The 20,411-nt window shown below is 44.8% G+C and carries 21 protein-coding genes; 9 read left to right on the top strand and 12 right to left on the bottom strand.

Annotation, left to right across the window (positions count from 1 at the left end):
- Nucleotides 1–18: 18 nt before the first annotated feature.
- Genes FBF61_RS26385 through FBF61_RS26375 form a run of 3 tightly spaced genes read right to left on the bottom strand, consistent with a single transcriptional unit; the run spans nt 19 to nt 3,303 of the window.
- Entirely contained in the window at nt 19–789 is a 771-nt protein-coding gene (locus FBF61_RS26385; protein WP_138483043.1) for an exodeoxyribonuclease III, read from the bottom strand.
- A gap of 22 nt (nt 790–811) precedes the next feature.
- On the bottom strand, nt 812–2,641 hold the full coding sequence (locus FBF61_RS26380; RefSeq protein ID WP_229215233.1) for a glycosyltransferase family protein: 1,830 nt from the start codon (nt 2,639–2,641) through the stop codon (nt 812–814).
- 32 nt (nt 2,642–2,673) lie between these two features.
- A complete protein-coding gene (locus FBF61_RS26375) occupies nt 2,674–3,303 on the bottom strand; it encodes a hypothetical protein (protein ID WP_138483041.1) in 630 nt (209 codons plus the stop codon).
- A 171-nt stretch (nt 3,304–3,474) separates the two neighbouring features.
- Between FBF61_RS26375 and FBF61_RS26370 the strand changes: the two genes are divergently transcribed.
- Complete coding sequence (locus FBF61_RS26370; protein ID WP_138483039.1) at nt 3,475–3,981, top strand: DUF4494 domain-containing protein; 507 nt, start codon at nt 3,475–3,477, stop codon at nt 3,979–3,981.
- A 56-nt stretch (nt 3,982–4,037) separates the two neighbouring features.
- Here the strand turns inward: FBF61_RS26370 and FBF61_RS26365 are convergent, their stop codons facing one another.
- On the bottom strand, nt 4,038–4,781 hold the full coding sequence (locus tag FBF61_RS26365; RefSeq protein WP_138483037.1) for a hypothetical protein: 744 nt from the start codon (nt 4,779–4,781) through the stop codon (nt 4,038–4,040).
- Between the two features lie 140 nt (nt 4,782–4,921).
- Here FBF61_RS26365 and FBF61_RS26360 point away from each other — a divergent pair, with 140 nt between their 5' ends.
- Nucleotides 4,922–5,743 carry a UDP-2,3-diacylglucosamine diphosphatase gene (locus tag FBF61_RS26360; protein WP_138483035.1) on the top strand — a complete coding sequence of 274 codons (822 nt, stop codon included), beginning with the start codon at nt 4,922–4,924 and terminating at the stop codon, nt 5,741–5,743.
- Here the strand turns inward: FBF61_RS26360 and FBF61_RS26355 are convergent.
- The 4 genes from FBF61_RS26355 to FBF61_RS26340 form a co-directional block, all read right to left on the bottom strand.
- Nucleotides 5,740–6,492, bottom strand: coding sequence for a carboxypeptidase-like regulatory domain-containing protein (locus FBF61_RS26355; RefSeq protein ID WP_138483033.1), 753 nt, complete (start codon nt 6,490–6,492; stop codon nt 5,740–5,742). The two genes, FBF61_RS26360 and FBF61_RS26355, sit on opposite strands and share 4 nt — an antisense overlap.
- A gap of 64 nt (nt 6,493–6,556) precedes the next feature.
- Entirely contained in the window at nt 6,557–7,390 is an 834-nt protein-coding gene (locus FBF61_RS26350; protein ID WP_138483031.1) for a phosphatidate cytidylyltransferase, read from the bottom strand.
- The gene (locus FBF61_RS26345; RefSeq protein WP_138483028.1) at nt 7,362–7,583 is read right to left on the bottom strand and encodes a putative signal transducing protein; all 222 of its coding nucleotides are present in this window, start codon (nt 7,581–7,583) and stop codon (nt 7,362–7,364) included. The genes FBF61_RS26350 and FBF61_RS26345 overlap by 29 nt, the downstream gene beginning before the upstream one ends.
- A 31-nt stretch (nt 7,584–7,614) precedes the next feature.
- Complete coding sequence (locus FBF61_RS26340) at nt 7,615–8,580, bottom strand: CPBP family intramembrane glutamic endopeptidase (RefSeq protein ID WP_138483026.1); 966 nt, start codon at nt 8,578–8,580, stop codon at nt 7,615–7,617.
- 117 nt (nt 8,581–8,697) lie between these two features.
- Here FBF61_RS26340 and dusB point away from each other — a divergent pair, with 117 nt between their 5' ends.
- From dusB to frr, 4 genes are all read left to right on the top strand, one after another.
- A complete protein-coding gene (dusB, locus tag FBF61_RS26335; RefSeq protein ID WP_138483024.1) occupies nt 8,698–9,687 on the top strand; it encodes a tRNA dihydrouridine synthase DusB in 990 nt (329 codons plus the stop codon).
- Nucleotides 9,681–10,208: an acyl-CoA carboxylase biotin carboxyl carrier protein subunit gene (locus tag FBF61_RS26330; protein ID WP_138483022.1), complete on the top strand. Its 528-nt coding sequence runs from the start codon at nt 9,681–9,683 to the stop codon at nt 10,206–10,208. The genes dusB and FBF61_RS26330 overlap by 7 nt, the downstream gene beginning before the upstream one ends.
- A 65-nt stretch (nt 10,209–10,273) precedes the next feature.
- A complete protein-coding gene (pyrH, locus tag FBF61_RS26325) occupies nt 10,274–10,993 on the top strand; it encodes a UMP kinase (protein WP_138483020.1) in 720 nt (239 codons plus the stop codon).
- A gap of 28 nt (nt 10,994–11,021) precedes the next feature.
- On the top strand, nt 11,022–11,582 hold the full coding sequence (gene frr, locus FBF61_RS26320) for a ribosome recycling factor (protein ID WP_138483017.1): 561 nt from the start codon (nt 11,022–11,024) through the stop codon (nt 11,580–11,582).
- Between the two features lie 59 nt (nt 11,583–11,641).
- Here frr and FBF61_RS26315 read toward each other — a convergent pair whose 3' ends face one another.
- Both FBF61_RS26315 and FBF61_RS26310 read right to left on the bottom strand, forming a co-directional pair.
- Nucleotides 11,642–12,634: a UDP-glucuronic acid decarboxylase family protein gene (locus tag FBF61_RS26315; RefSeq protein ID WP_138483015.1), complete on the bottom strand. Its 993-nt coding sequence runs from the start codon at nt 12,632–12,634 to the stop codon at nt 11,642–11,644.
- A 45-nt stretch (nt 12,635–12,679) separates the two neighbouring features.
- Nucleotides 12,680–13,990 carry a UDP-glucose dehydrogenase family protein gene (locus FBF61_RS26310; protein ID WP_138483013.1) on the bottom strand — a complete coding sequence of 437 codons (1,311 nt, stop codon included), beginning with the start codon at nt 13,988–13,990 and terminating at the stop codon, nt 12,680–12,682.
- A 210-nt stretch (nt 13,991–14,200) separates the two neighbouring features.
- Here FBF61_RS26310 and FBF61_RS26305 point away from each other — a divergent pair, with 210 nt between their 5' ends.
- The 3 genes from FBF61_RS26305 (at nt 14,201) to FBF61_RS26295 (ending at nt 16,833) form a co-directional block, all read left to right on the top strand.
- Entirely contained in the window at nt 14,201–15,358 is a 1,158-nt protein-coding gene (locus FBF61_RS26305) for an acyl-CoA dehydrogenase family protein (protein WP_138483011.1), read from the top strand.
- Nucleotides 15,359–15,485: 127 nt separating this feature from the next.
- A complete protein-coding gene (locus FBF61_RS26300; RefSeq protein ID WP_138483009.1) occupies nt 15,486–16,397 on the top strand; it encodes an SPFH domain-containing protein in 912 nt (303 codons plus the stop codon).
- Between the two features lies 1 nt (nt 16,398).
- Nucleotides 16,399–16,833, top strand: coding sequence for an NfeD family protein (locus FBF61_RS26295; protein WP_138483007.1), 435 nt, complete (start codon nt 16,399–16,401; stop codon nt 16,831–16,833).
- Nucleotides 16,834–16,908: 75 nt separating this feature from the next.
- On the opposite strand, the gene pafA (FBF61_RS26290) is transcribed toward FBF61_RS26295, so the two are convergent.
- Both pafA (FBF61_RS26290) and pafA (FBF61_RS26285) read right to left on the bottom strand, forming a co-directional pair.
- Nucleotides 16,909–18,564: an alkaline phosphatase PafA gene (gene pafA / locus FBF61_RS26290; RefSeq protein WP_138483005.1), complete on the bottom strand. Its 1,656-nt coding sequence runs from the start codon at nt 18,562–18,564 to the stop codon at nt 16,909–16,911.
- A gap of 60 nt (nt 18,565–18,624) precedes the next feature.
- Nucleotides 18,625–20,295 carry an alkaline phosphatase PafA gene (pafA, locus tag FBF61_RS26285; RefSeq protein ID WP_138483003.1) on the bottom strand — a complete coding sequence of 557 codons (1,671 nt, stop codon included), beginning with the start codon at nt 20,293–20,295 and terminating at the stop codon, nt 18,625–18,627.
- Between the last annotated feature and the right edge of the window lie 116 nt (nt 20,296–20,411).

Genomic DNA, 20,411 nt, shown 5'->3' with positions numbered 1-20,411 from the left:
ATAGCAACCCGCCGTCTTCTATTCGTTTTCAATGTCCAGAAAAACCGGACAATGGTCGGAATGCACCGCATCGTTATATTGCCTGCTCGACACAATTCTGTCTTTGATCGTATCAGCAACCGAAATATAGTCAATCCGCCATCCCTTGTTGTTACCTCGTGCACCGGCCCGGTAGGTCCACCATGAATATTCCCGGAGATCCGGGTTTTTAAACCTGAAAGCATCGGTATAACCGCTGCCAAACCATTTCGTCATCCAATCCCGTTCTTCCGGCAGGAAGCCCGACGTTTTTTTATTTCGTACCGGGTCATGAATATCGATCTCTGTATGCGCAATATTATAGTCGCCGCAGATGATCAGGTTAGGGCGTTCTTTCCTAAGTTCATTCACCCATTCGTAAAAATCAGCCAGAAATGTCATCTTAACGCCCTGACGGATTTCTCCGCTTGTACCTGAAGGAAAATAACAGTTCAGAACAGTGAGATCACCGAAATCAGCCCTCAATATCCGTCCTTCTGTATCATAAGTCTGGATCGAGCATCCGATTGATACCAGATCCGGTTTTATTTTTGAGAACATAGCTACGCCACTATAGCCTTTCTTTTCAGCAGCATGCCAGCCGATCAATTCGTAACCCAGCGCTTGAAAACCTGACAAGTCAACCACGTCGGGCGTGGCCTTAACCTCCTGAAAACAAAGTAAATCCACCGGCTTCGTACTTAGCCATTCGATCAGCCCATTTCTTAAAGCCGCCCTGATACCGTTGAGATTATATGTCAGAATCTGCATTGTATGCTATGCTTTGATATATTTAAAATAAAAAAACTTTCTTCCCGGTAAATTCAGACCGCCATTTCTGAGGCCCCGAGGTATTTTCCGACATCATCCATACATCATATTTACCGGCAGGAAGTTTTTGCCGGAACAATGCATATTGGACATCATCGCTGTAATATGTTTTTTTCCTCAGAAAATCCGTCACCGAATAAGGAACAGGCAACGCGGGCAAAACCAGGTTATGATCCTCTGATGCCAGGACGAAGTACCGCGGACTTTCTTTTTTACCCTTTGTGGCCCGGAAAATGAGGTATTTCGCCGGTAAGTTGTCTCCCGCATTCCGGTATTCGATTTTCATCTCAAAGGCCCCGTCGAACAAATGATCCTTCACCCCCGTTTCGGCAATGATTTTTTGGTGACCCGGGAATGTATTGAACTGGTAAAGATCGCTCAACCCGGCTGCCTGGATCGTATCGATCAGGTTGGCCATTCTGGTCGGGTGGTTCCAGAAAGGCACATCTTCGAATTCTTCTCCCGTTGTTAAAAATGTCTCGTAGTTTTTCCAGAAAAAACCGTCGATCCGTAAATCCTCATACATTTTACGAACATGGATGGTCGACGTAAAGTAGCTTGTAAAATTGAGCGCTAAAAATCCGGTCATGCCCAGGACAGCGACAACATTTTTTAATTTTTTGCTGTTTTTGCTTAATAACAAAATGCAGACATAAGCCGTAGCGACGAGTACTACACCGAAAATCATATACCGTCTTGAAAGCACGTTGCCACCATACATCAGGTAGTTGGCGAGCGGCCTGCTAACTACGAACATCGCCCCCGTACCCATCGAGAACATCAATGCACCCCACAAAAACCAGTAGCTTCTGGTGGGATTTTTGCCCAGCCAGATTTTCAGGAACCAAACGAAAAACACCAGTGCGATACCAGCTCCAAGTATTACGCACCATACCAAGTCTTCATAAAAAACAGGCACCAAAGGGTGAGGAATATCGAGATATAGGGCATTCCCCCAAAAACCCAATATGAAGACGGTATTGAATACAGGATGTTCCCAGACTTTTTCTCCGTCGGAAACGATGAAATAATAATCAAACAGGAAATAGAAAAGAACAACGCAAGTGGCAATGCCAAACCACTGACCCAATAATTTAAAACGTTTCTGAAATCCAAGTATAATAGCCCCCACAATCCAGGTCAACAAACCGCTCCCACTGGTAAAAGTTGCGATCAAAGCAAATGAGAGGCCGATATACCAGCCTTTCCTGTCCTGCCGGGCAACCCCATAAGCAGACAAAAATGAAAAAAAGATCAGAGGGGTATTCTGGATTGCGGCAATTCCCCAATATGCATTTTCGAAGTAAGCAAGATTGAAAAGCATGTACGGAACCGGTATGAAGTAATACCAGCTGATTCGCTCTCTTTTTAATGCGAGGAATAAAAGATACAGGATGCCAAGCATAAAAAGATTCCCTATCAGAATCTGTATTTTTATATTAACTGTCCCGGTCAGAAAGACCATGATCAGCATTACAATCCGTTCAAAAGCGAACCTGTGCTGGTTTACCTGCTCAAAAAGTATCTTTACAGAATCCAGAAAACTATTACTGTTCCTGAAATTGTGAACGGTTTCGAGCAAATTATAATCATCCGTAAAAGGAATATTGATAATATGCGATTCCAGAATGATGTAGAAATAAACGATCGGAACTACTACAAGACCCAGCCCCAACCACTTTTTTAATACAAGCAGCTCTTTAAAAAAGCAGGAAATAAGAAAAAGTAACAGCAGAACCAGGACGAGCCCGAAATATTCGAACAAACAGGGGTTATCTAAAAATATCTTCAAAACGGAGTGAAAATTTTATTAAAGCAAAACCGTTATCGGGTTCCGGTGATCATTTGACTGGTAATCTCCTTTTCAAAGGTGATATAGCCGGGGTAATTCACTTGTTTTCCTGCAAGGTCCAGCGTGGGTCTCACTTTTACAATAAACTTTGCTGGCTTCGCACCCGATTTACCGGTGAGGGCGAGAACCATATTGATGAATTCGTCACGTGTTTTATCATCGGAAAGCAACCGATAGGCATTTGTGTTCAGTCTTACAGGCACACGCGTACTTCCCGTTCCAGGCATAACTTCAATCATCTGGTTCAAGAATCCATTGAATAACTCGTTATCGGACAAGAGTACCTTATATTCAAGCTGGTTGATGGCTGCACGCTTTTTAGTCGGATTTGTGATATCGACGTTAACCCGGAGATCAAGCGGAACATTTTTCCTGAAAAGTGCTAAAGCAAGCCCCGGATATTTGGCGAGATCGAAATCGCTGAAACTTTTGATGTTTTTGAACTCACGAACATCTATTCCGGCGAGATAAACGCTGTCCACGGAAGCAATGTCGTATTTACATTCCCCAAATGTCTTGGCTTCTGATACCTGACGACCTACGCCACAACTTGATAATATTCCGGCGACCAGCAATAATGCGCCCCAAATGCATTTTTTCATCTTTGTCTTTTTTTTCCGCAAGTTAAACAGTCGGTTTCACAACGCACGCATGCCACGTGCATTATCAGGCATCCCTTATATTTTTTCCCCGGTTTAAAAACACGGATTATTGGATGCATTAATGCCAGCATATACATTTGCAGACTTTTCAGTTTAAAAAACAAAACGATCATGGCAAGCTGGTATTTAGGAAAAATCAGGTATCAAAAAGAGGACGACGCGGGAAGTCTGAAGACAATTAATGAAGTATATCTTGTGGATGCAGTGTCCTACACAGAGTCGGAAGCAAGGCTTTATAAGCAGATTGTTACCGGTGCCAGCGATTTCAGTGTCTCCAGCATTACCCGCATGCGGCTCGCAGATCTGTTCGCATATGAGGATGGAGAACAATGGTTTAAGGCTAAAGTGATCTATTTTTCTGTGGATGAAAAAAGTGGCAAAGAAAAAAAGATCGTGAATTACATGCTCGTGAATGCAGATGGTATTCAGCAAGCGCTCGACCGGATCAACGAAAGCATGCGTAATTTCCTGATCCCTTATGAAACGACAGATATTAACCTTACCCCGATCCTGGATGTATTCCCATACACTGCCGAAGAAGAAGAGCAGGAAATTCCGGCCAATATGCGGCCACTTTCGGAAGTAATGGCTGAAAGAGCTGCTGCTGAAACTGCATAAATTTTAAATAGTACCGGGCTGGATCTGTTACAAATGCAACCCGGTGCTCAATTTTTTCAGTCATTGACTTTCAGCTCCTGATATCCTTTTGTAACCGCCAGAAAAGGATCCCGCCCGAATGAAGTCAACTTCAAAACCAGATCTTTTGAATTGATCTCTGTCAAAAGCTGGTCGGGTGCAAGCAGGTGCATGTAATCGAACGAAACCGGCAAACTGACTGCCCCTTCAATAAGCTCGAAACCATATAATGAATAAACGCTGAAAGGTGTTTTTGCAAGCCAAATCTTATCTTTCGCGTCCGAGGTGGCGTAGCCCAGATCATACTCCTGACTTTCCAGCCCGAATTCCTGGCGGGTATTCGCAGTGGGGATACAGTATGTTGTGAAATCCTCCTTTTGCTGTGCTTTCGTTTCTGCGTCAAGTTTCAAGGCTTCCTGGATTTCCGTAATCTTTACCTTCTTACCGTTTTCATCCACCCCGCAATAAATATATTTCCCATCCGGGAAACCTATAATGAAATCAAATGATTTCGCCCCCAGCTTGAAGCTGCTCTCTTTCTGAAAGCACATGGCACCAGTTACCGGATCGACATGGATTTTGAGGGAGCCTCTTGTTTTTTCTGTTTTGTTCTCATAATCAAATACAAGGGCGTGGCTAAAATAATACTGTCCCTTGGCCGGGCTCCACTGGGTTGCACGCTGCTTGTCGGCCGGGATTTTCTTAACCGCTTGTGCATTTGTAGGTTGAATGCCCGCTAATAACGCGCTCAACAAAAAGCAATAAAAATATTTTCTGTTCATCGTTAATTAAATTTTACTATTGCAATCTAAAAAGAGACTGCCGGAAAACCATATAAATCCGGCTCTGGCAGGCATTCTGCCTGCTTGCTGATGCCTTTTAAAAGGAAGATCGTAAATTGCACCGCATTTGTAATCATCCCATGAATCTTCAGTTCGAGCAAAAGACTATTTCATTACACGAAGGGCGCAGCATTTATTTTTCATCCGACTTTCATCTCGGGGTACCTACCGCGGCAAAAAGCCGGGAAAGAGAAAAGTTGCTCGTAAACTGGCTCGATACCATTCAAAAGGATGCTCAGACCGTTTTTCTGGTCGGTGATATCTTTGATTTTTGGTTTGAATATAAAAAGGCAGTCCCAAAAGGCTTTGTTCGCTTTCTGGGCAAGCTCGCTGAACTTTCTGATAAGGGCATTGAACTGATCATCTTTACCGGAAACCATGATATGTGGATGTCGGGATATCTCACAGAGGAGCTTAATGCCGTCATTTACCGCAATCCCGTTGTTTTTACGATTAGAGGAAAAAATACAAAACAGTCGTTTTTTGTGGGTCATGGGGATGGCCTCGGGCCCGGGGACAATACCTATAAGTTTTTAAAGAACATTTTCGAAAACTCTTTTTTTCAGATGATTTTCCGGATCGTACATCCTGATGTCGGCATGTGGATCGCTATGGAATGGTCGAAACGAAGCCGGCTGGCGAATGTCAATAAGGGAGAAGAGCGGTTTTTGGGTGAAGATAACGAGTGGCTTTTCCAGTATTGCAAAGAAATCGAGGCTTTACAGCATCATGATTTCTACATTTTCGGGCATCGTCACCTCGTGCTGGACATGCAGGTAAATGCCACCTCGCGATACATTAATCTTGGGGAATGGGTTACCCAGCAGCATTATGCTGTATTTGATGGGCTAAGTCTGGAATTAAGGAAATTTAAGCAGGAATTGCCCGCAGCAAACGTCTAATCCGTCGTGTTTTTCTTAACTTCTTTCTCAACAGGGACAGGTGGAAGAAAATCCTGCTTGGTGATATTTTCCCGGGGAGCTACATTCAATTCTTTTCTCCATTCCTTTTGTTTCAGGTCACCTCTTTTAACCGATTTGATAAAATTAGCCCAGGCAAAAGGGTTCAAAAATGGGAATGTGGTCGCAAATCCTTTGTTGGCAGCCGATTCCCGTCCAAACATCAGCTGATCCATCGAATACCGGTAATTGGTTTGCGCGTTGTTAGGGACCTGTGCAGCCATGCGGTTCAGATAGTCGGGATCCGTACTCCTTGCCAAAGCATCACGGTCGGCCTGGTCAGGCAATTTCAATTCCAGAAATGCCTTTTTGAATTCTTCCTCGGTAGAATACGGATAAATCGTAACTCCGGAAAGCGTCACTACATCTTCACGAAGCGCGACAATGGCCGAATAGATATCAGAATTGTAATTTCTTGGAATAACGTGATATTGTTTCTTGTAACCCACGTAGCTGAAAACGATACTGTCACCCGGAAAAACAGGGATTGTAAACGATGCGTCGCTTTTTGCCAACGTGCCGCGGCCCGCATTGACAATAAATATGGTAGCACCAGGCAGCAGTTCGGTAGTTTTTCCACCGACTACAACCCCTGAGAATACGATGGCCTTTTGTTCACCCTGAGCATACAAATCCCGGACACAAACCACTCCCGCAAGCACTAAGAAAAATATTAAAAGACTTCGTTTCATTCTTTCCAGATTGTTATTCCAATATCAAAATTAACTTTGGCGGCCAGGGATTGTTTTTATTACCTCAGGAAAATAATTTAAGAAAGGTAACAATAAACGGCGCCGATAAAAGCAGCCCGTCAAACCGATCTAAAAAGCCGCCGTGCCCCGGAATACTACTTCCCGAATCCTTAATTGCAATGCTGCGCTTGAACAATGACTCGACAAGATCACCATAAGTTCCTACCACTACAATGATCGCCCCTATGCAATACCATTTCCAGGGTTCGAAGGTACGGAAATAAAAACCCAGCACAAATGCAATGATCGCCGCGAAGGCCGCACTTCCTATAGCACCTTCCCATGATTTTTTAGGAGAAATGCGTTCAAAAAGTTTTCTCTTCCCAAATTTCGTTCCAGCAAAGTAGCCGCCAATATCAGAAGCCCATAATAAAAGGAGGCTTCCCAACACGATTTCATAGTTGTATTTTCCACCGCGCATCGCCATCACGATGATCAGCGCAAAAGGCAGCGCAACATAAATAATGCCCAGAAACGTAAATCCTATATTGGTAAATGGTTTCAGATCATTCTTTTTATAAAGCTTTATAAAAAAGATCATCGAAAGCAACGGACTGATCAGGAAGTAGTTTTCAAACTCCACGATGTCCTGTTCTATCAAGTACGCAAGCAATATCATGACTGTGCCACAGAACGTACCATAATATGTCAGCGGTTGATTGCCATCCAGTCCGAGCAACTTATAAAACTCGAGCTGGGTAAGCGAACTGATGGTGCAGAAAAGCAGTAAAAACGTCCATTCACTGTAAACAATACAACCTATAATAACAAATACACCCGCCAGCGCAGTTACTGTTCGCTGCTGTAAATTACTCAGATTGTTTAAACGATCCTTCATTCAATAATAATGTTTGGGCCTTGGCCAGGTCACTTGCAAGCACATGCACTTCATACGCGCCGAAAATCGGATAACTACTATCCTTTTTATTCACAATTACTGCCGGTACTTCATTTTGTTCGAATATTTCCCTTGCGATCTCGGCCCTGATAGCCTGCTCACTTTGAAATGCCTTAACCCAGTTCTCCTCCATAAATCACGTAGCCGTATGCTGTTACAAATTGTTATTGATTCGTCCGCGCGGCTGCATTTTGCGCCGTACCCGATTTCTTTATAATACTCAATATTCCCGCAGAAAGAAAAAGTGATGCCAGTACCATCATCCAGGGCATCGATTTTTTTTCTTCGATGTTGATGTCAACTACATTGATGTTGTGCAAATACATCATCACAAGCACAAAGCCGTTATTGACAAAATGTCCCAGCACTGCCACTTTCAAATTCCCGGTCCAGTAATACAGATAGCCGAACAATGCGCCCAGCATCATGCGTGGCAAAAATCCGTAAAACTGAAAATGGATCGCGCTGAAAATAGCTGCTGACACCCAGATCGCCAAATGTATATTGCCCCACTGCTGCGACAGTCTTGTCTGAATAATACCCCTAAAAAGAACTTCCTCACCAAGAGCCGGCAGCAAAACCACCACAAACAAAGCTATCAATAGCTGACCAAACTGATCATATTCAGTAAGAAAAGCGGTCATAACAGACAGTTGATCTTCTTTGTCCCGCATCCACTTTTCCATCCCTGAAAATATTTCAGGGAGCTCCATAGCCCCGTTCCATTCAATGAATTTGCTGTTGACAGGGATAAAGACAATGACGAGGATAATCGCAAGAAACCAAACATTAGCCGATGGAGTAGTTCGTAAATCAAATTGATGAAGTGACTTACGTTCAATATAGAACCAGTAAACCAGTGATGGAAGCAAATACGAAAAGAAATGTACCGTTCCCTGAAGGATCATCATCGCATACCAGCCGTTCGGCACCTGCGATGGATTCGTGATGAGTTGACTGAGCAGCTCGGTTACGCTGCCCGTATCGGCAGAAGTGTAAAGGGCAAGAATCATTACAGCCAGTATATTGCCGACTGCCATCCCAATGAGCACAAAGCCTATCAAAACCAATAAACTGCCCCAGGCGCCAGGCACACGTGAAACCACCAGATTAGGGTTACTATTTTGCATAATTGGTGTAAATTTACAGTTTATTATCAATTTAAAAACACGCGGTTAACAAGTAAAACGCATTCAAATTGGTTTAAAACCGTATTCAAAAGGATTTCAAGTTCTGATTATAAACAAATGGTTAAGATTGGAAATATAGAATTGGGCAACTTTCCGTTGCTGCTGGCTCCTATGGAGGATGTAAGTGATCCTCCGTTTCGCGCAGTCTGCAAGGAAAACGGAGCGGATTTGATGTATACTGAATTTGTTTCATCCGAAGGGTTGATCCGCGACGCCGCCAAAAGCGTGCAGAAGCTGGATATTTTCGAGTATGAAAGGCCGGTTGGTATACAGCTTTTTGGCAGCGACATTGAAACCATGGGATCCTGTGCTGAAATTGCTTCCAGGGTAAATCCCGACCTGATTGACATCAACTACGGCTGCCCCGTTAAAAACGTAGCTTGCCGCGGGGCGGGAGCCGCTTTGTTACAGGATGTGCCGAAGATGGTAAAAATGACGGAAGCTGTCGTCAAATCGACGCATCTGCCAGTGACTGTGAAAACGCGGTTGGGCTGGGATGAAAATACGAAAAACGTTCAGGAGGTAGCCGAACGGTTGCAGGATATAGGAATAAAGGCATTGTCAGTTCACGGCAGGACGCGGGTACAGATGTACAAAGGTTCGGCAGACTGGACTTTGATCTCCAAAATAAAAGATAACCCCAGAATCACGATTCCAATTTTCGGAAACGGCGATGTGGACACTCCTGAAAAAGCGCTCGAATATAAAAACAGGTTTGGCGTTGACGGCATTATGATCGGTCGCGCTACAATCGGAAACCCCTGGATTTTCAACGAAATCAAACATTTTCTCAAAACCGGAGAAAAACTCCCCGCTCCTACCCTCGAACAGCGCGTGGAAGTTTGCAGAAGACATCTGGAATTTTCGATCAGATGGAAAGGCCCGGTAGCCGGTGTTTTTGAAATGCGCAGGCACTATACCAATTATTTCAAAGGCCTTGAACACTTCAAACCTTTCAGGATGCGACTGGTAGAAGGCATGTCATTCGAAGAACTGGACCAGATACTTACAGAAATTGTTCACGATTACAGCGCAGCATTATGCTAAAAATAACAGTATCCGGCGATCCGGATACTTCTTCGGGCGATAACGGGATTTCTTTCCATGTCAGTCGGGACAAAGACCAGTGGTTTGTAGGAAATGAATTGTTTGAAGCCGATGTGGTTGAGCTCAGCAAAAACCATTTTCATGTGATCAGAAAGAACAAATCTTATAACATTGAGATTATCGGATCGGATCCCATCGAAAAGACAACTCATCTAATCATCAACGGTCAGCATTATCACACCAATACCAAAGATCAGTTGGATCTGCTGCTGGAAGGTATGGGTATGCAAAGTAATGCCGCGCCCAAGCTCAACAATATCAAAGCCCCGATGCCCGGCCTCATCCAGTCTGTTTCCATTTCCGAAGGAGACGAAGTCGCAAAGGGCGATTCCCTGCTTGTATTGGTGGCTATGAAAATGGAAAACGTCATCAAAGCAGCCGGAAACGGAAAAATCAAGGCGCTTAAAGTGAAGGCGGGCGAAATTGTTGAAAAAAACCAGGTATTGCTGGAGTTTCAATAAATTACTTGTTTATCTTGACTTCCTAGCCTTATTTTTGCGGGCGGAAACACCTTACATCACCAATCATGCCGGAACCAAAATATAAACGTTTATTATTAAAACTGAGCGGAGAAGCACTCAACGGGGGCGACAAAGGACAGGTTATTGACTTTAATATTCTTGACAGCTACGCGAAAGAGATCAAAAGAATAGTTGAAGCAGGAGTCCAGGTCGCAATCGTAATCGGCGGAGGAAATATTTTCCGCGGTGCATCCGTAGAAAAATCCGGGATTGACCGAGTTCAGGGTGATCACATGGGAATGCTCGCAACCGTGATCAATGGGATGGCTATCCAAAGCTCCCTCGAAAAGCACGGCATGAATACAAGATTAATGTCGGCCATTAAAATGGAACAGGTTTGCGAACCGTTGATCCGTCGTAGGGCTGTACGCCACCTTGAAAAAGGTCGTGTCGTAATCTTCGGTGCCGGAACGGGAAATCCATACTTTACGACAGACACAACGGCTGGGCTTCGTGCTATTGAATCAGAATCCGAAGTGGTTTTGAAGGGTACGAGGGTCGATGGCGTTTATACTGCTGATCCTGAAAAAGACCCGCTGGCTACAAAATATGCTCAGCTTACGTTTGACGAAGCATTGTCCAAGAATCTTAAAATCATGGACCTTACAGCTTTTACGCTTTGCAAGGAAAACAACCTCCCGATTATCGTTTTTGATATGAACAAACCCGGAAACCTGTATAATCTGGTGATGGGCGAAGACGTTGGGACTTTGATATCGAACTAGTAGCAATACAATACCTTACTATAAAACAATGGAAGAAATAGAATTATATCTGGAAGACGCCAAGGACACCATGGAAGGCGCGATCAAACACCTTATCATAGAATTGGGTAAGATACGTGCCGGAAAGGCATCGCCCCAAATGCTAGAAGGTCTCCAGATTGAATATTACGGCTCTATGACCCCTTTGCAGAATGTGGCAACCATCAATACCCCGGATGCCCGGACCATTGCTATCAAGCCGTTTGAAAGAAAGATCATTAATGATATTGAAAAAGCGATACGCAACGGAAACCTTGGTTTTTCTCCATCCAATGACGGAGAAATGATCCGGATTTCAGTACCTCCCCTGAATGAAGAACGCAGGAGAGAACTTGTTAAACGCGCAAAAAACGAAATCGAGACTGCGAAGATCAACATCCGTAATATTCGTCAGGATGCCAATAACTCTTTGAGAAAACTGACCAAGGAAGGAGTTGCAGAGGACTTGGTAAAAGTAAGTGAAGACCGCGTTCAGAAACTTACCGATGGATTTGTATCCAAAGTTGAACAGATATTTTCCGCTAAGGAAAAAGAAATCATGGAAGTGTAGTTTCCTGTTTCTACCTACCAAAATTAAAAATCCCGCTATCCGCGGGATTTTTTTGATTTTTATTTAGAGCCACTGAAACCTTCGAAGCCCCTGTGATTTGATTCTTCGTATAATCTCTCCTTAGGCAGGTTACGGAAATAGTCGTAAGTAATTCTCAGACCTTCCTCACGGGAAACTTTCGGTTCCCAACCCAGTATCTCTTTCGCCTTAGTAATGTCTGGCTGGCGTTGCTTCGGATCATCCTGCGGAAGCGGCTTGTACACCACTTTCTGATCTGTACCGGTTAGCTTGATGATTTCCTCAGCAAATTCCCCGATTGTAATTTCTCCCGGATTACCGATGTTGACAGGCAAAGAATAATCGCTCAGGAGCAGCCGGTAAATACCTTCAACAAGATCATCAACATAGCAGAAAGACCGTGTCTGCGAACCGTCGCCGAATACAGTGATGTCCTCGCCGCGCAAAGCCTGTCCGATGAAAGCAGGAAGAACCCGCCCGTCATTGAGCCGCATTCTCGGCCCATAAGTATTGAATATCCTTACAATTCTGGTTTCCAGATTATGGTAACGATGGTAAGCCATTGTGATCGCTTCCTGATACCGTTTTGCCTCATCATAGCATCCTCTCGGACCGATAGGATTAACGTGCCCCCAATAATCTTCTGTTTGCGGATGTACCAAAGGATCTCCATATACTTCCGAAGTAGAAGCAATGATAAAACGTGCATTTTTAACGCGGGCAAGGCCAAGCAGGTTATGAGTACCCATCGCACCCACTTTCAGGGTTTGGATGGGGATTTTTAGATAATCAATCGGGCTCGCAGGAGAGGCGAAATGCATGATGTAGTCCAGCTCACCCGGGATATGGACAAACTTGGTGACATCATGATGGTGAAATTCAAAATTCGGGTTCGGCATCAGATGCTCGATATTCCGCATATCACCCGTGATCAGGTTATCCATACCGATCACAAACATGCCTTCCTTTAAAAAGCGCTCGCAAAGATGCGAACCCAAGAAACCTGCTGCTCCCGTAATTAATACACGCTTCATTCAAATGAGATAGTTAGTGGAAATTTAAATTTTCTTGGGTGAAATCTAGTTCACTTTTTCCCGTCCGATACTGTAATAGGTATAACCCATTTCGCGCATCTGATCCAGTTCATAGAGATTCCGACCGTCGAAAATTACTTTATTTTTCAGCAACTTGCTCATTTTTTCAAACTCCGGTGTGCGGAACTGCGGCCATTCTGTGAAGATCATCAATGCATCCGCATCGTCAAGGGCAGCATAGGGCGTGTGGCAAAAAGTAACTTTATCGCCCAGAACACCTTTGACATTGTTCATAGCCTCGGGATCGTAAACCGTTACTTTTGCCCCAGCTTGCAGCAAAGCTTCGATATTTTCAAGCGCAGGCGCCTCGCGGATATCATCGGTATACGGCTTGAAAGCAAGCCCCCATACAGCAATAGTTTTATCTTTAAGTACGCCGTCGAAATATTTTTCAACCAACGGTAGCAGCTTTTTCTTCTGATCGTAATTAACATCCATGACAGAAGTCAGAATACGAAAATCGTAATCGTAGTCTTTTGATGTTTTTGCCAGAGCCTGAACATCTTTTGGGAAGCAGCTCCCACCGTATCCTATACCCGCAAAAAGAAAACGCTTGCCAATACGGCTGTCAGTACCTATCCCGCGACGGATGTCGTCCACATTTGCGCCCACTTTCTCACAAAGGTTTGCGATCTCGTTCATGAAAGTGATTTTCATGGCCAGGAATGAGTTGGCAGCATATTTAGTCATTTCAGCTGAGCGCTCATCCATGAAAATCACAGGATTACCTTGTCTTACCAAAGGAGCGTACAGCTTTTCCATCACCTTTTTGGCTTTTTCAGAAGATGTGCCCACCACAACCCGGTCAGGCTTCATGAAATCTTCAACCGCCACACCTTCCCGGAGGAACTCAGGATTGGAAACCACATCGAACTCCACTTTTGCATTTTTTGCAATCGCTGAACGTACTTTCTCCGCGGTACCCACAGGAACTGTGCTTTTATCGATGATCACTGCGTACTGATCCAGGATATGACCCAGATCGTCGGCTACCTTAAGGATATATTTTAAATCCGCAGAACCATCTTCGCCAGGAGGTGTAGGAAGTGCAAGGAAAATCACCTGCGCATCCTTGATACCCTCAGCAAGATTAGTAGTAAAAATCAAACGTCCTTCCGCCACATTACGGTCAAAAAGAACATCGAGACCCGGTTCGTAAATAGGTATCTCGCCTTTCTGCAGACGTTCAACCTTTTTGATATCAATATCAACGCAGGTAACCTGGTTACCCGTCTCGGCAAAGCAAGTTCCTGTAACCAAACCAACGTAACCTGTACCTACAACTGCAATTTTCATAAATGTGATAATTATAATATAACTGCTATCGGATTAATCCATTTAAACCCAATGATTGTACTTAACCAAGTCTCAAAAAAAGGGATGACTGCAAAAGTAATTTTTTTAGATGAATCTTTACGGGCCAGGCAATGATTTGTTCGTTACTGGTTAGCGAAAATCATTCTTTTCTTGCTAACATTGAGATACACAAGTAAATCATCAACTGCCATGACATCACACACCACACCGGACCAGCGGGAAGAGATCTGCAAACTGATAGACGAAACCGTAACTACCTTTGCCTCACTCAATATAAAGCCTAATATAGGCAAGTGGGACGAAGAACAACAATTCCCCATAGAAATATTTCGCAGTCTTGGTGAACTCGGGCTTATGGGTATGCTTATTCCCGAAGAATATGGCGGCGCGGGACTGGGCTACAAGGAATATGTAACAGCAATCATTGCCCTTGCCAAAGTAGACCCGTCGGTAGGATTGTCTATGGCGGCACATAACTCACTTTGTACCAATCATATTTATATGTTCGGTAGTGAAGCTCAAAAAAGAAAATACCTGCCGGAACTGACGTCGGGAAGATGGATCGGTTCTTGGGGACTCACGGAACCCAACACGGGATCGGATGCAGGGAATATGCAAACCGTAGCAATAAAAGACGGCGACGAGTGGGTCGTCAACGGATCCAAAAACTTTATTACTAATGGTAAAAGCAGCGACGTCACGGTGCTCATTTCCCGAACGGGAGAACCGGGCGACAAACATGGCGCCACTGCTTTTATTGTAGAGCAGGATACACCGGGGTTTACAATAGGCAGAAAAGAAAACAAACTGGGTATGCGTGCTTCCGAAACCGTGGAGCTGTTGTTCCAGGATTGCCGGATACCCGACAGCCAGCGATTGGGTGAGGTTGGTGACGGATTCATACAATCATTAAAAGTGCTCGATGGCGGCCGGATCTCCATCGCCGCATTGGGAGTAGGAATTGCGCAGGGAGCTTACGAGGCCGCTCTTGCCTATTCCAAAGAAAGAAAGCAGTTTGGAAAAGCGATCTGCGATTTTCAGGCTATCGCGTTCAAGCTGGCAGATATGTACACCGATGTTCAGGCTTCATCATTACTTACGTTTCACGCGGCGGCCATGAAAGATGCGGGCCGGAAAGTCACACTGGAAAGCTCAGTCGCCAAATATCATTCATCCGAAACAGCCGTCCGGGTAGCCGGGGAGGCCGTTCAGATTTTCGGCGGATATGGATTTATTAAAGATTACCCGGTGGAAAAATTTTACCGCGACAGCAAGCTCTGTACAATAGGCGAAGGCACGAGTGAAATACAAAAAATGGTTATTTCAAAAGAAATATTAAAAGAATAACATACCGGAATTGCCTTTTATCCCCTTTCTGAACCGATGAGCCAGTTTCCGTCACGTTGATCCCAGAGTGATAGGAAGGTCGGGCTGATATGGTTATTTTCGCAATAAACCATTCAACCTGACTTCCATGACTTCACTGATAATCCTCCTGGTACTGGTAGTGCTGACCATTCTGATGACCGTAAAGGTTGTTCCCCAGCAGACAGCGTATATATTGGAGCGGCTTGGAAAATTCGATGCCGTGCTCCAACCCGGAATCAATTTTATTGTTCCTTTCTTTGACCGCATAGCATACAAATACACCCTGAAAGAAACAGCCATCGATATCCCCGAGCAGATTTGTATCACCCGCGACAACGTTCAGGTTCGCATGGATGGTGTGATCTTTATTCAGGTTATTGATCCCAAAAAAGCCGCTTATGGAATCGCAGATTATACTTTCGCTGTAATCCAGCTTGCCCAGACAACCATGCGGAGCGAGATCGGGAAACTGGATCTTGACAAAACGTTTGAAGAACGTATGACCATTAACCGTGCAGTGGTGGAGTCCATTGATGAGGCTGCGATCGGCTGGGGGGTGAAGGTGCTCCGATATGAAATTAAGAACATCACCCCTCCTCAAAGTGTTTTGAATGCTATGGAAAAACAAATGCAGGCCGAGCGCGAAAGACGGGCGGTGATTTTGCAGTCGGACGGGGAAAAGCAGGCAGCCGTTAATGTCGCGGAAGGACAAAAACAGAAAGCAGTATTGGAATCGGAAGGTCTCCGTTTGAGACAGATCAATGAAGCGGAAGGTGAAGCTGCTGCTTTAAGGTCAGTGGCGGAAGCTACTGCCGAAAGTATCCGGCTTGTTGCGCAGGCGATCCGGACCGACGGTGGCATGGAAGCGGTACAGCTTAAGGTAGCTGATAACTATGTTGAACAATTTGGTAAGTTGGCCAAAGCGGGAAATACACTGATACTCCCCGCCAATCTGGCCGATATAAGCTCGCTTATCGCCACCGCACTTACTGTTGTTAAATCAGAACAGAAAAAATAATATGGATTTGTCTTTGCCGCAAATATGGCTTATCGTCGGACTAATAATGCTTTTGGCAGAGTTGGTGAGTGTTTTACTGGTGTTTGTGTTCTTTGCTTTCGGGGCGCTGGCGACCTCGCTGTTGGCAACAATTGGTCTGCTCAATGATCTCGAAAGTCAGATCCTTTCGTTTTCCGTTATTTCACTTCTATCACTGATTGTCCTCAGAAAGCATGCACGAAAGCTTCTTGACCGCCGGGGACTTCCTGAATACAATGAGTTTGTAGGTGAAACCGCTATGGTCATCAAAGATATTCCTGTGAACGGAGAAGGTAAGATATACTATCGCGGCGCAGAGTGGAAGGCTATTTCCTTTAATCATTCGCTTATTTCCGCGGGAAGTAAAGTGGTTATTATGAGGACAGAAGGTATCGTTCTTATTGTTGAAGAATCCTGAAATTTTTATTATCGTAAGCGAAAAGCTGCGCATTCCGGAACGGACGCGCAGCTTTTTGCTTTGATCAACTGCAAATTATTTTTTTAATGCTTCCTCCACAGCATTTCCGGTGTTACCGCTACCGGGCAGGATGTGAAGCAGTGAGGCAACCGTAGGTGCAATGTCCGAAACGGAAGTCCGGCGTAATGTTTCCCCTTTATTGATGCCCCATCCAAAAATCACAAAAGGCACCTGGGTGTCGTAATTGTAGGGTGTCCCGTGAGATGTACCCGTAGATGTACCGTAAAACCATCCCGGCAGCGTCAAAATCTGCACATCCCCACTCCTTTTTGCATTTACATTGTTTTTATACAGTTCAAGCTGATAGGTATTCAGCGGGGCTTTTCCCATGTCTGTCAGATCAAGAACATCCGCTACGCCTGGTATTTTCAGCAATGCTTCACGAACAACTGCCGAGGCTTGTGCAACAGAAACATTTTTGCTTTGTAACAATGTATGGTTGAAATAGAGCTGATTGTTCTCCCGGCTCAGTACATATACATCGCTACCGAAAGCGGAATTCAATGCCTCATCAACAGTTGCGTTTACAACTTTTCTGTCGACCAGCCCTGATGGAAGTTTATGTTCCTTTGCAAAGCCGGGTACGTCCACTACACCATGATCCGCCGTCAGGAAAACGGTGTACTCTCCTTTTCCAACCCAACCATCCAGAAAAGTAAAAAGATCTGCAAATTCCCGGTCCAGTTTCAGGAAATCATCCTGCTGCTCCACTGAATTGGGCCCTGACCTGTGGCCGATTTTGTCGGTAGAAGAAAAGCTGATAGCCAGAAAATCTGTTTCCCCGCGTTTGCCAAGGTTCTCCCCTTTTATCGCTTCAATAGCCATTTCTTTTGTGATGGTGTTACCCCAGGGAGTGTCGGTCACAACGCCAAAAGCATCTCCGGCCAACCCTGCAAGGTCATATGGAAAAACGGGTTTTGGATTCCCGGGCAATTTACCCTCCCAAGCTACGTCGTCTGGTGAACTTTGTGTGTACTGGTCAGCGGGCAACATCAGTTTCCATCCTTTTTTCAAATACTCGGACGGCATCTTCTTCGCATTGTAATCTTTCGCCCATTGCGGGAGGTCGTTCATATAATAGGTACTGGTAACCCAGTTACCGGTTTTAGAATCGAACCAGTAAGATCCGTTTGCTGTATGCCCGGCAGGTAAAATCGAGCCCCGGTCCTTGATGGCAACACCAATTGTTTTGGAACGGAAATTCGTTGCGATCCTTAATTGGTCAGTCACTGTGCTTGTCAGCAAATTACGCGGAGACATTTTGCCGACAGTCGGATTGTTGCTTCCGACAGTGGTAACGGTGCTGTCTTCAACACAATACACTCCTTGCTTAGCAATCGGATCGAACCATTCATTGCCAATAATACCGTTCACAGCAGGCACGGAACCGGTATAAACCGAAGCATGACCGGCGGCAGTTACCGTCAAAGCATAACTATAATGATTGTTCCGGCAATTGAAGCCTTCATTCATCATACGTTTAAAACCTCCTTCTACATATTGGTCATAATAGCGGTACAAATAATCGTAACGCATCTGATCCACTACAATTCCGACGACCAGCTTGGGGCGCGCTATTTTTGATGATTTTGTTACTTTGGATGTTTGGGCAGGAACAGTAAAGGACATTGCCAAGGCCAATGCCACAATGAATAATCTTCTCACAATCATTAATTTAAATAAAAAATATAAACCAGCCGGCCCGAAAACCGGAAAAGACAACTTCTGAAGTTACTTTTTCAAAGCTTCTTCTACCGGATTACCCACATTTCCACTCGGAGGTAAAATATGAAGCAACGCCGATATTGTCGGGGCAATGTCCGCGATGGTAGTCCTGCGAAGTGTTTCGCCTTTATTCACGCCCCAACCATATAGTAAAAAAGGTACGTGTGTATCGTAATTATAAGGAGTTCCGTGATCGGTACCGGTGGCGTAGGAAGCCGCAAACCAGCCTGGCTGAACAATGAGCTGCAAATCACCGCTGCGTTTTGCGTTGATGTTGTTTTTAAACAATTCCAGCTGATAGGTATTTAAAGGCGCTCGTCCGATATCCCGTAAGTTGATCACATCAGCCACACCCTGCATCGGAAGCAAAGCCGTCCGCAAAACCTGATAAGCATCCTCCACTGTTTTTTTCTTCCCGGCGAGCAATGTTTTGTTCAGATATATCTGATAGTTTTCAAAAGCCGAAACATACTCCCCCTCTCCAAAAGCATCATGTAAAGACTTGACAACTGTTCTTGCCAATGTAGTTGAATTCATGAGCCCTGCCGGAAGCTTATGCTCCTGCCAGAAAGCCGGCACATCCATAGCTCCATGATCGGCCGTGAGGAAAACAGTGTAATTTCCCTTTCCAGCCCAGCCGTCCAGGAAATTAAAAAAATCGGCGAATTCCATATCCAGTTTCAGGTAATTGTCTTCCTGCTCTACCGAATTCGGGCCGAAGGCGTGACCGATCCTGTCAGGCGTAGAAAAGCTTACGGCCAGAAAATCCGTATCAGCGCCTTTGCCAAGATTCTCACCTTTGATCGCCGCAATCGCCATATCCTTGGTCATCGTATTTCCCCATGGAGTGGTAGTTAATACTGTGTAGGCATCACCGGAAGTCCCAATGATATCATGTGGAAAAACAGACTTTTTTTCTCCGGAAATCGTTCCTTCCCAGGCCACGTCGTCGGGTGAACTTTGGGTATATTGGTTTATGGGCAAAAGGGTATTCCAGCCTCTTTTTGCATATTCTGCGGGCATTTTTTTATTGTTGTACGCTGTGACCCAATCTGGCAACGCATTCATATAGTAGGTGCTGGTTACAAAATTTCCGGTCTTGGAGTCGAACCAATATGCGCCACTGGCAGCATGCCCGGCCGGCAAGATAGATGCCCGGTCCTTGATCGCGACACCGATTGTTTTGGAGCGGAAGTTCGTGGCAATTCTGAGCTGGTCGGTCACCGTGCTCGTGAGCAGGTTACGGGGGGACATTTTGCCGACAGTTACATTATTGCTTCCCACGGTTGCAGCTGTGCTATCGTCAGTGCAATAGACATTTTTGGCCACATTCGCATCATACCAGTCGTTGCCCACAATACCATTTACAGCTGGCAGTGCACCCGTATACACCGCCGAATGGCCCGCTGCGGTTACAGTAATTGCATAATGATAATGATTGTTCCTGCAATTAAAACCTTCGTTCATCAACCTTTTCAGGCCACCCTCTTTATACTTGTCATAATAGCGGTACAAGTAATCATAACGCATCTGATCCACCACAATTCCAACCACAAGTTTGGGACGTGCCAGGGTACTTGGTTTGGTCGTCACCGGTTTCGGTTTTGTCTGTCCGTAGGAGCTTCCCGTGGCAACGGCTGCGAGAAAAAATAAAATCAGGGCTGGAGTTATTTTCATGTGAGGAATTATGCGGCTGTAAGGATTAATACTAGGCAAATATAAAGATGTACCATCTTAAAAGCAGAAAACCGGCCTGCTAATTGCAGCCGGTTTTCGTACAAGTATAAATATCA

The sequence above is a fragment of the Dyadobacter bucti genome (assembly GCF_005869225.1).
Classification (GTDB): domain Bacteria; phylum Bacteroidota; class Bacteroidia; order Cytophagales; family Spirosomataceae; genus Dyadobacter; species Dyadobacter bucti.
The sequence above is the reverse complement of the archived record's forward strand: the minus strand, read 5'-3'. Positions and strand labels throughout refer to the sequence as shown.

What these genes read in the sequence shown, in the direction of transcription:
- FBF61_RS26385 (WP_138483043.1), bottom strand. Translation starts at nt 789, where the DNA reads ATGCAGATTCTGACATATAATCTCAACGGTATCAGGGCGGCTTTAAGA.
- FBF61_RS26375 (WP_138483041.1), bottom strand. Translation starts at nt 3,303, where the DNA reads ATGAAAAAATGCATTTGGGGCGCATTATTGCTGGTCGCCGGAATATTA.
- FBF61_RS26370 (WP_138483039.1), top strand. Translation starts at nt 3,475, where the DNA reads ATGGCAAGCTGGTATTTAGGAAAAATCAGGTATCAAAAAGAGGACGAC.
- FBF61_RS26365 (WP_138483037.1), bottom strand. Translation starts at nt 4,781, where the DNA reads ATGAACAGAAAATATTTTTATTGCTTTTTGTTGAGCGCGTTATTAGCG.
- FBF61_RS26360 (WP_138483035.1), top strand. Translation starts at nt 4,922, where the DNA reads ATGAATCTTCAGTTCGAGCAAAAGACTATTTCATTACACGAAGGGCGC.
- FBF61_RS26355 (WP_138483033.1), bottom strand. Translation starts at nt 6,492, where the DNA reads ATGAAACGAAGTCTTTTAATATTTTTCTTAGTGCTTGCGGGAGTGGTT.
- FBF61_RS26350 (WP_138483031.1), bottom strand. Translation starts at nt 7,390, where the DNA reads ATGAAGGATCGTTTAAACAATCTGAGTAATTTACAGCAGCGAACAGTA.
- FBF61_RS26345 (WP_138483028.1), bottom strand. Translation starts at nt 7,583, where the DNA reads ATGGAGGAGAACTGGGTTAAGGCATTTCAAAGTGAGCAGGCTATCAGG.
- FBF61_RS26340 (WP_138483026.1), bottom strand. Translation starts at nt 8,580, where the DNA reads ATGCAAAATAGTAACCCTAATCTGGTGGTTTCACGTGTGCCTGGCGCC.
- dusB (WP_138483024.1), top strand. Translation starts at nt 8,698, where the DNA reads ATGGTTAAGATTGGAAATATAGAATTGGGCAACTTTCCGTTGCTGCTG.
- FBF61_RS26330 (WP_138483022.1), top strand. Translation starts at nt 9,681, where the DNA reads ATGCTAAAAATAACAGTATCCGGCGATCCGGATACTTCTTCGGGCGAT.
- pyrH (WP_138483020.1), top strand. Translation starts at nt 10,274, where the DNA reads ATGCCGGAACCAAAATATAAACGTTTATTATTAAAACTGAGCGGAGAA.
- frr (WP_138483017.1), top strand. Translation starts at nt 11,022, where the DNA reads ATGGAAGAAATAGAATTATATCTGGAAGACGCCAAGGACACCATGGAA.
- FBF61_RS26315 (WP_138483015.1), bottom strand. Translation starts at nt 12,634, where the DNA reads ATGAAGCGTGTATTAATTACGGGAGCAGCAGGTTTCTTGGGTTCGCAT.
- FBF61_RS26310 (WP_138483013.1), bottom strand. Translation starts at nt 13,990, where the DNA reads ATGAAAATTGCAGTTGTAGGTACAGGTTACGTTGGTTTGGTTACAGGA.
- FBF61_RS26305 (WP_138483011.1), top strand. Translation starts at nt 14,201, where the DNA reads ATGACATCACACACCACACCGGACCAGCGGGAAGAGATCTGCAAACTG.
- FBF61_RS26300 (WP_138483009.1), top strand. Translation starts at nt 15,486, where the DNA reads ATGACTTCACTGATAATCCTCCTGGTACTGGTAGTGCTGACCATTCTG.
- FBF61_RS26295 (WP_138483007.1), top strand. Translation starts at nt 16,399, where the DNA reads ATGGATTTGTCTTTGCCGCAAATATGGCTTATCGTCGGACTAATAATG.
- pafA (WP_138483005.1), bottom strand. Translation starts at nt 18,564, where the DNA reads ATGATTGTGAGAAGATTATTCATTGTGGCATTGGCCTTGGCAATGTCC.
- pafA (WP_138483003.1), bottom strand. Translation starts at nt 20,295, where the DNA reads ATGAAAATAACTCCAGCCCTGATTTTATTTTTTCTCGCAGCCGTTGCC.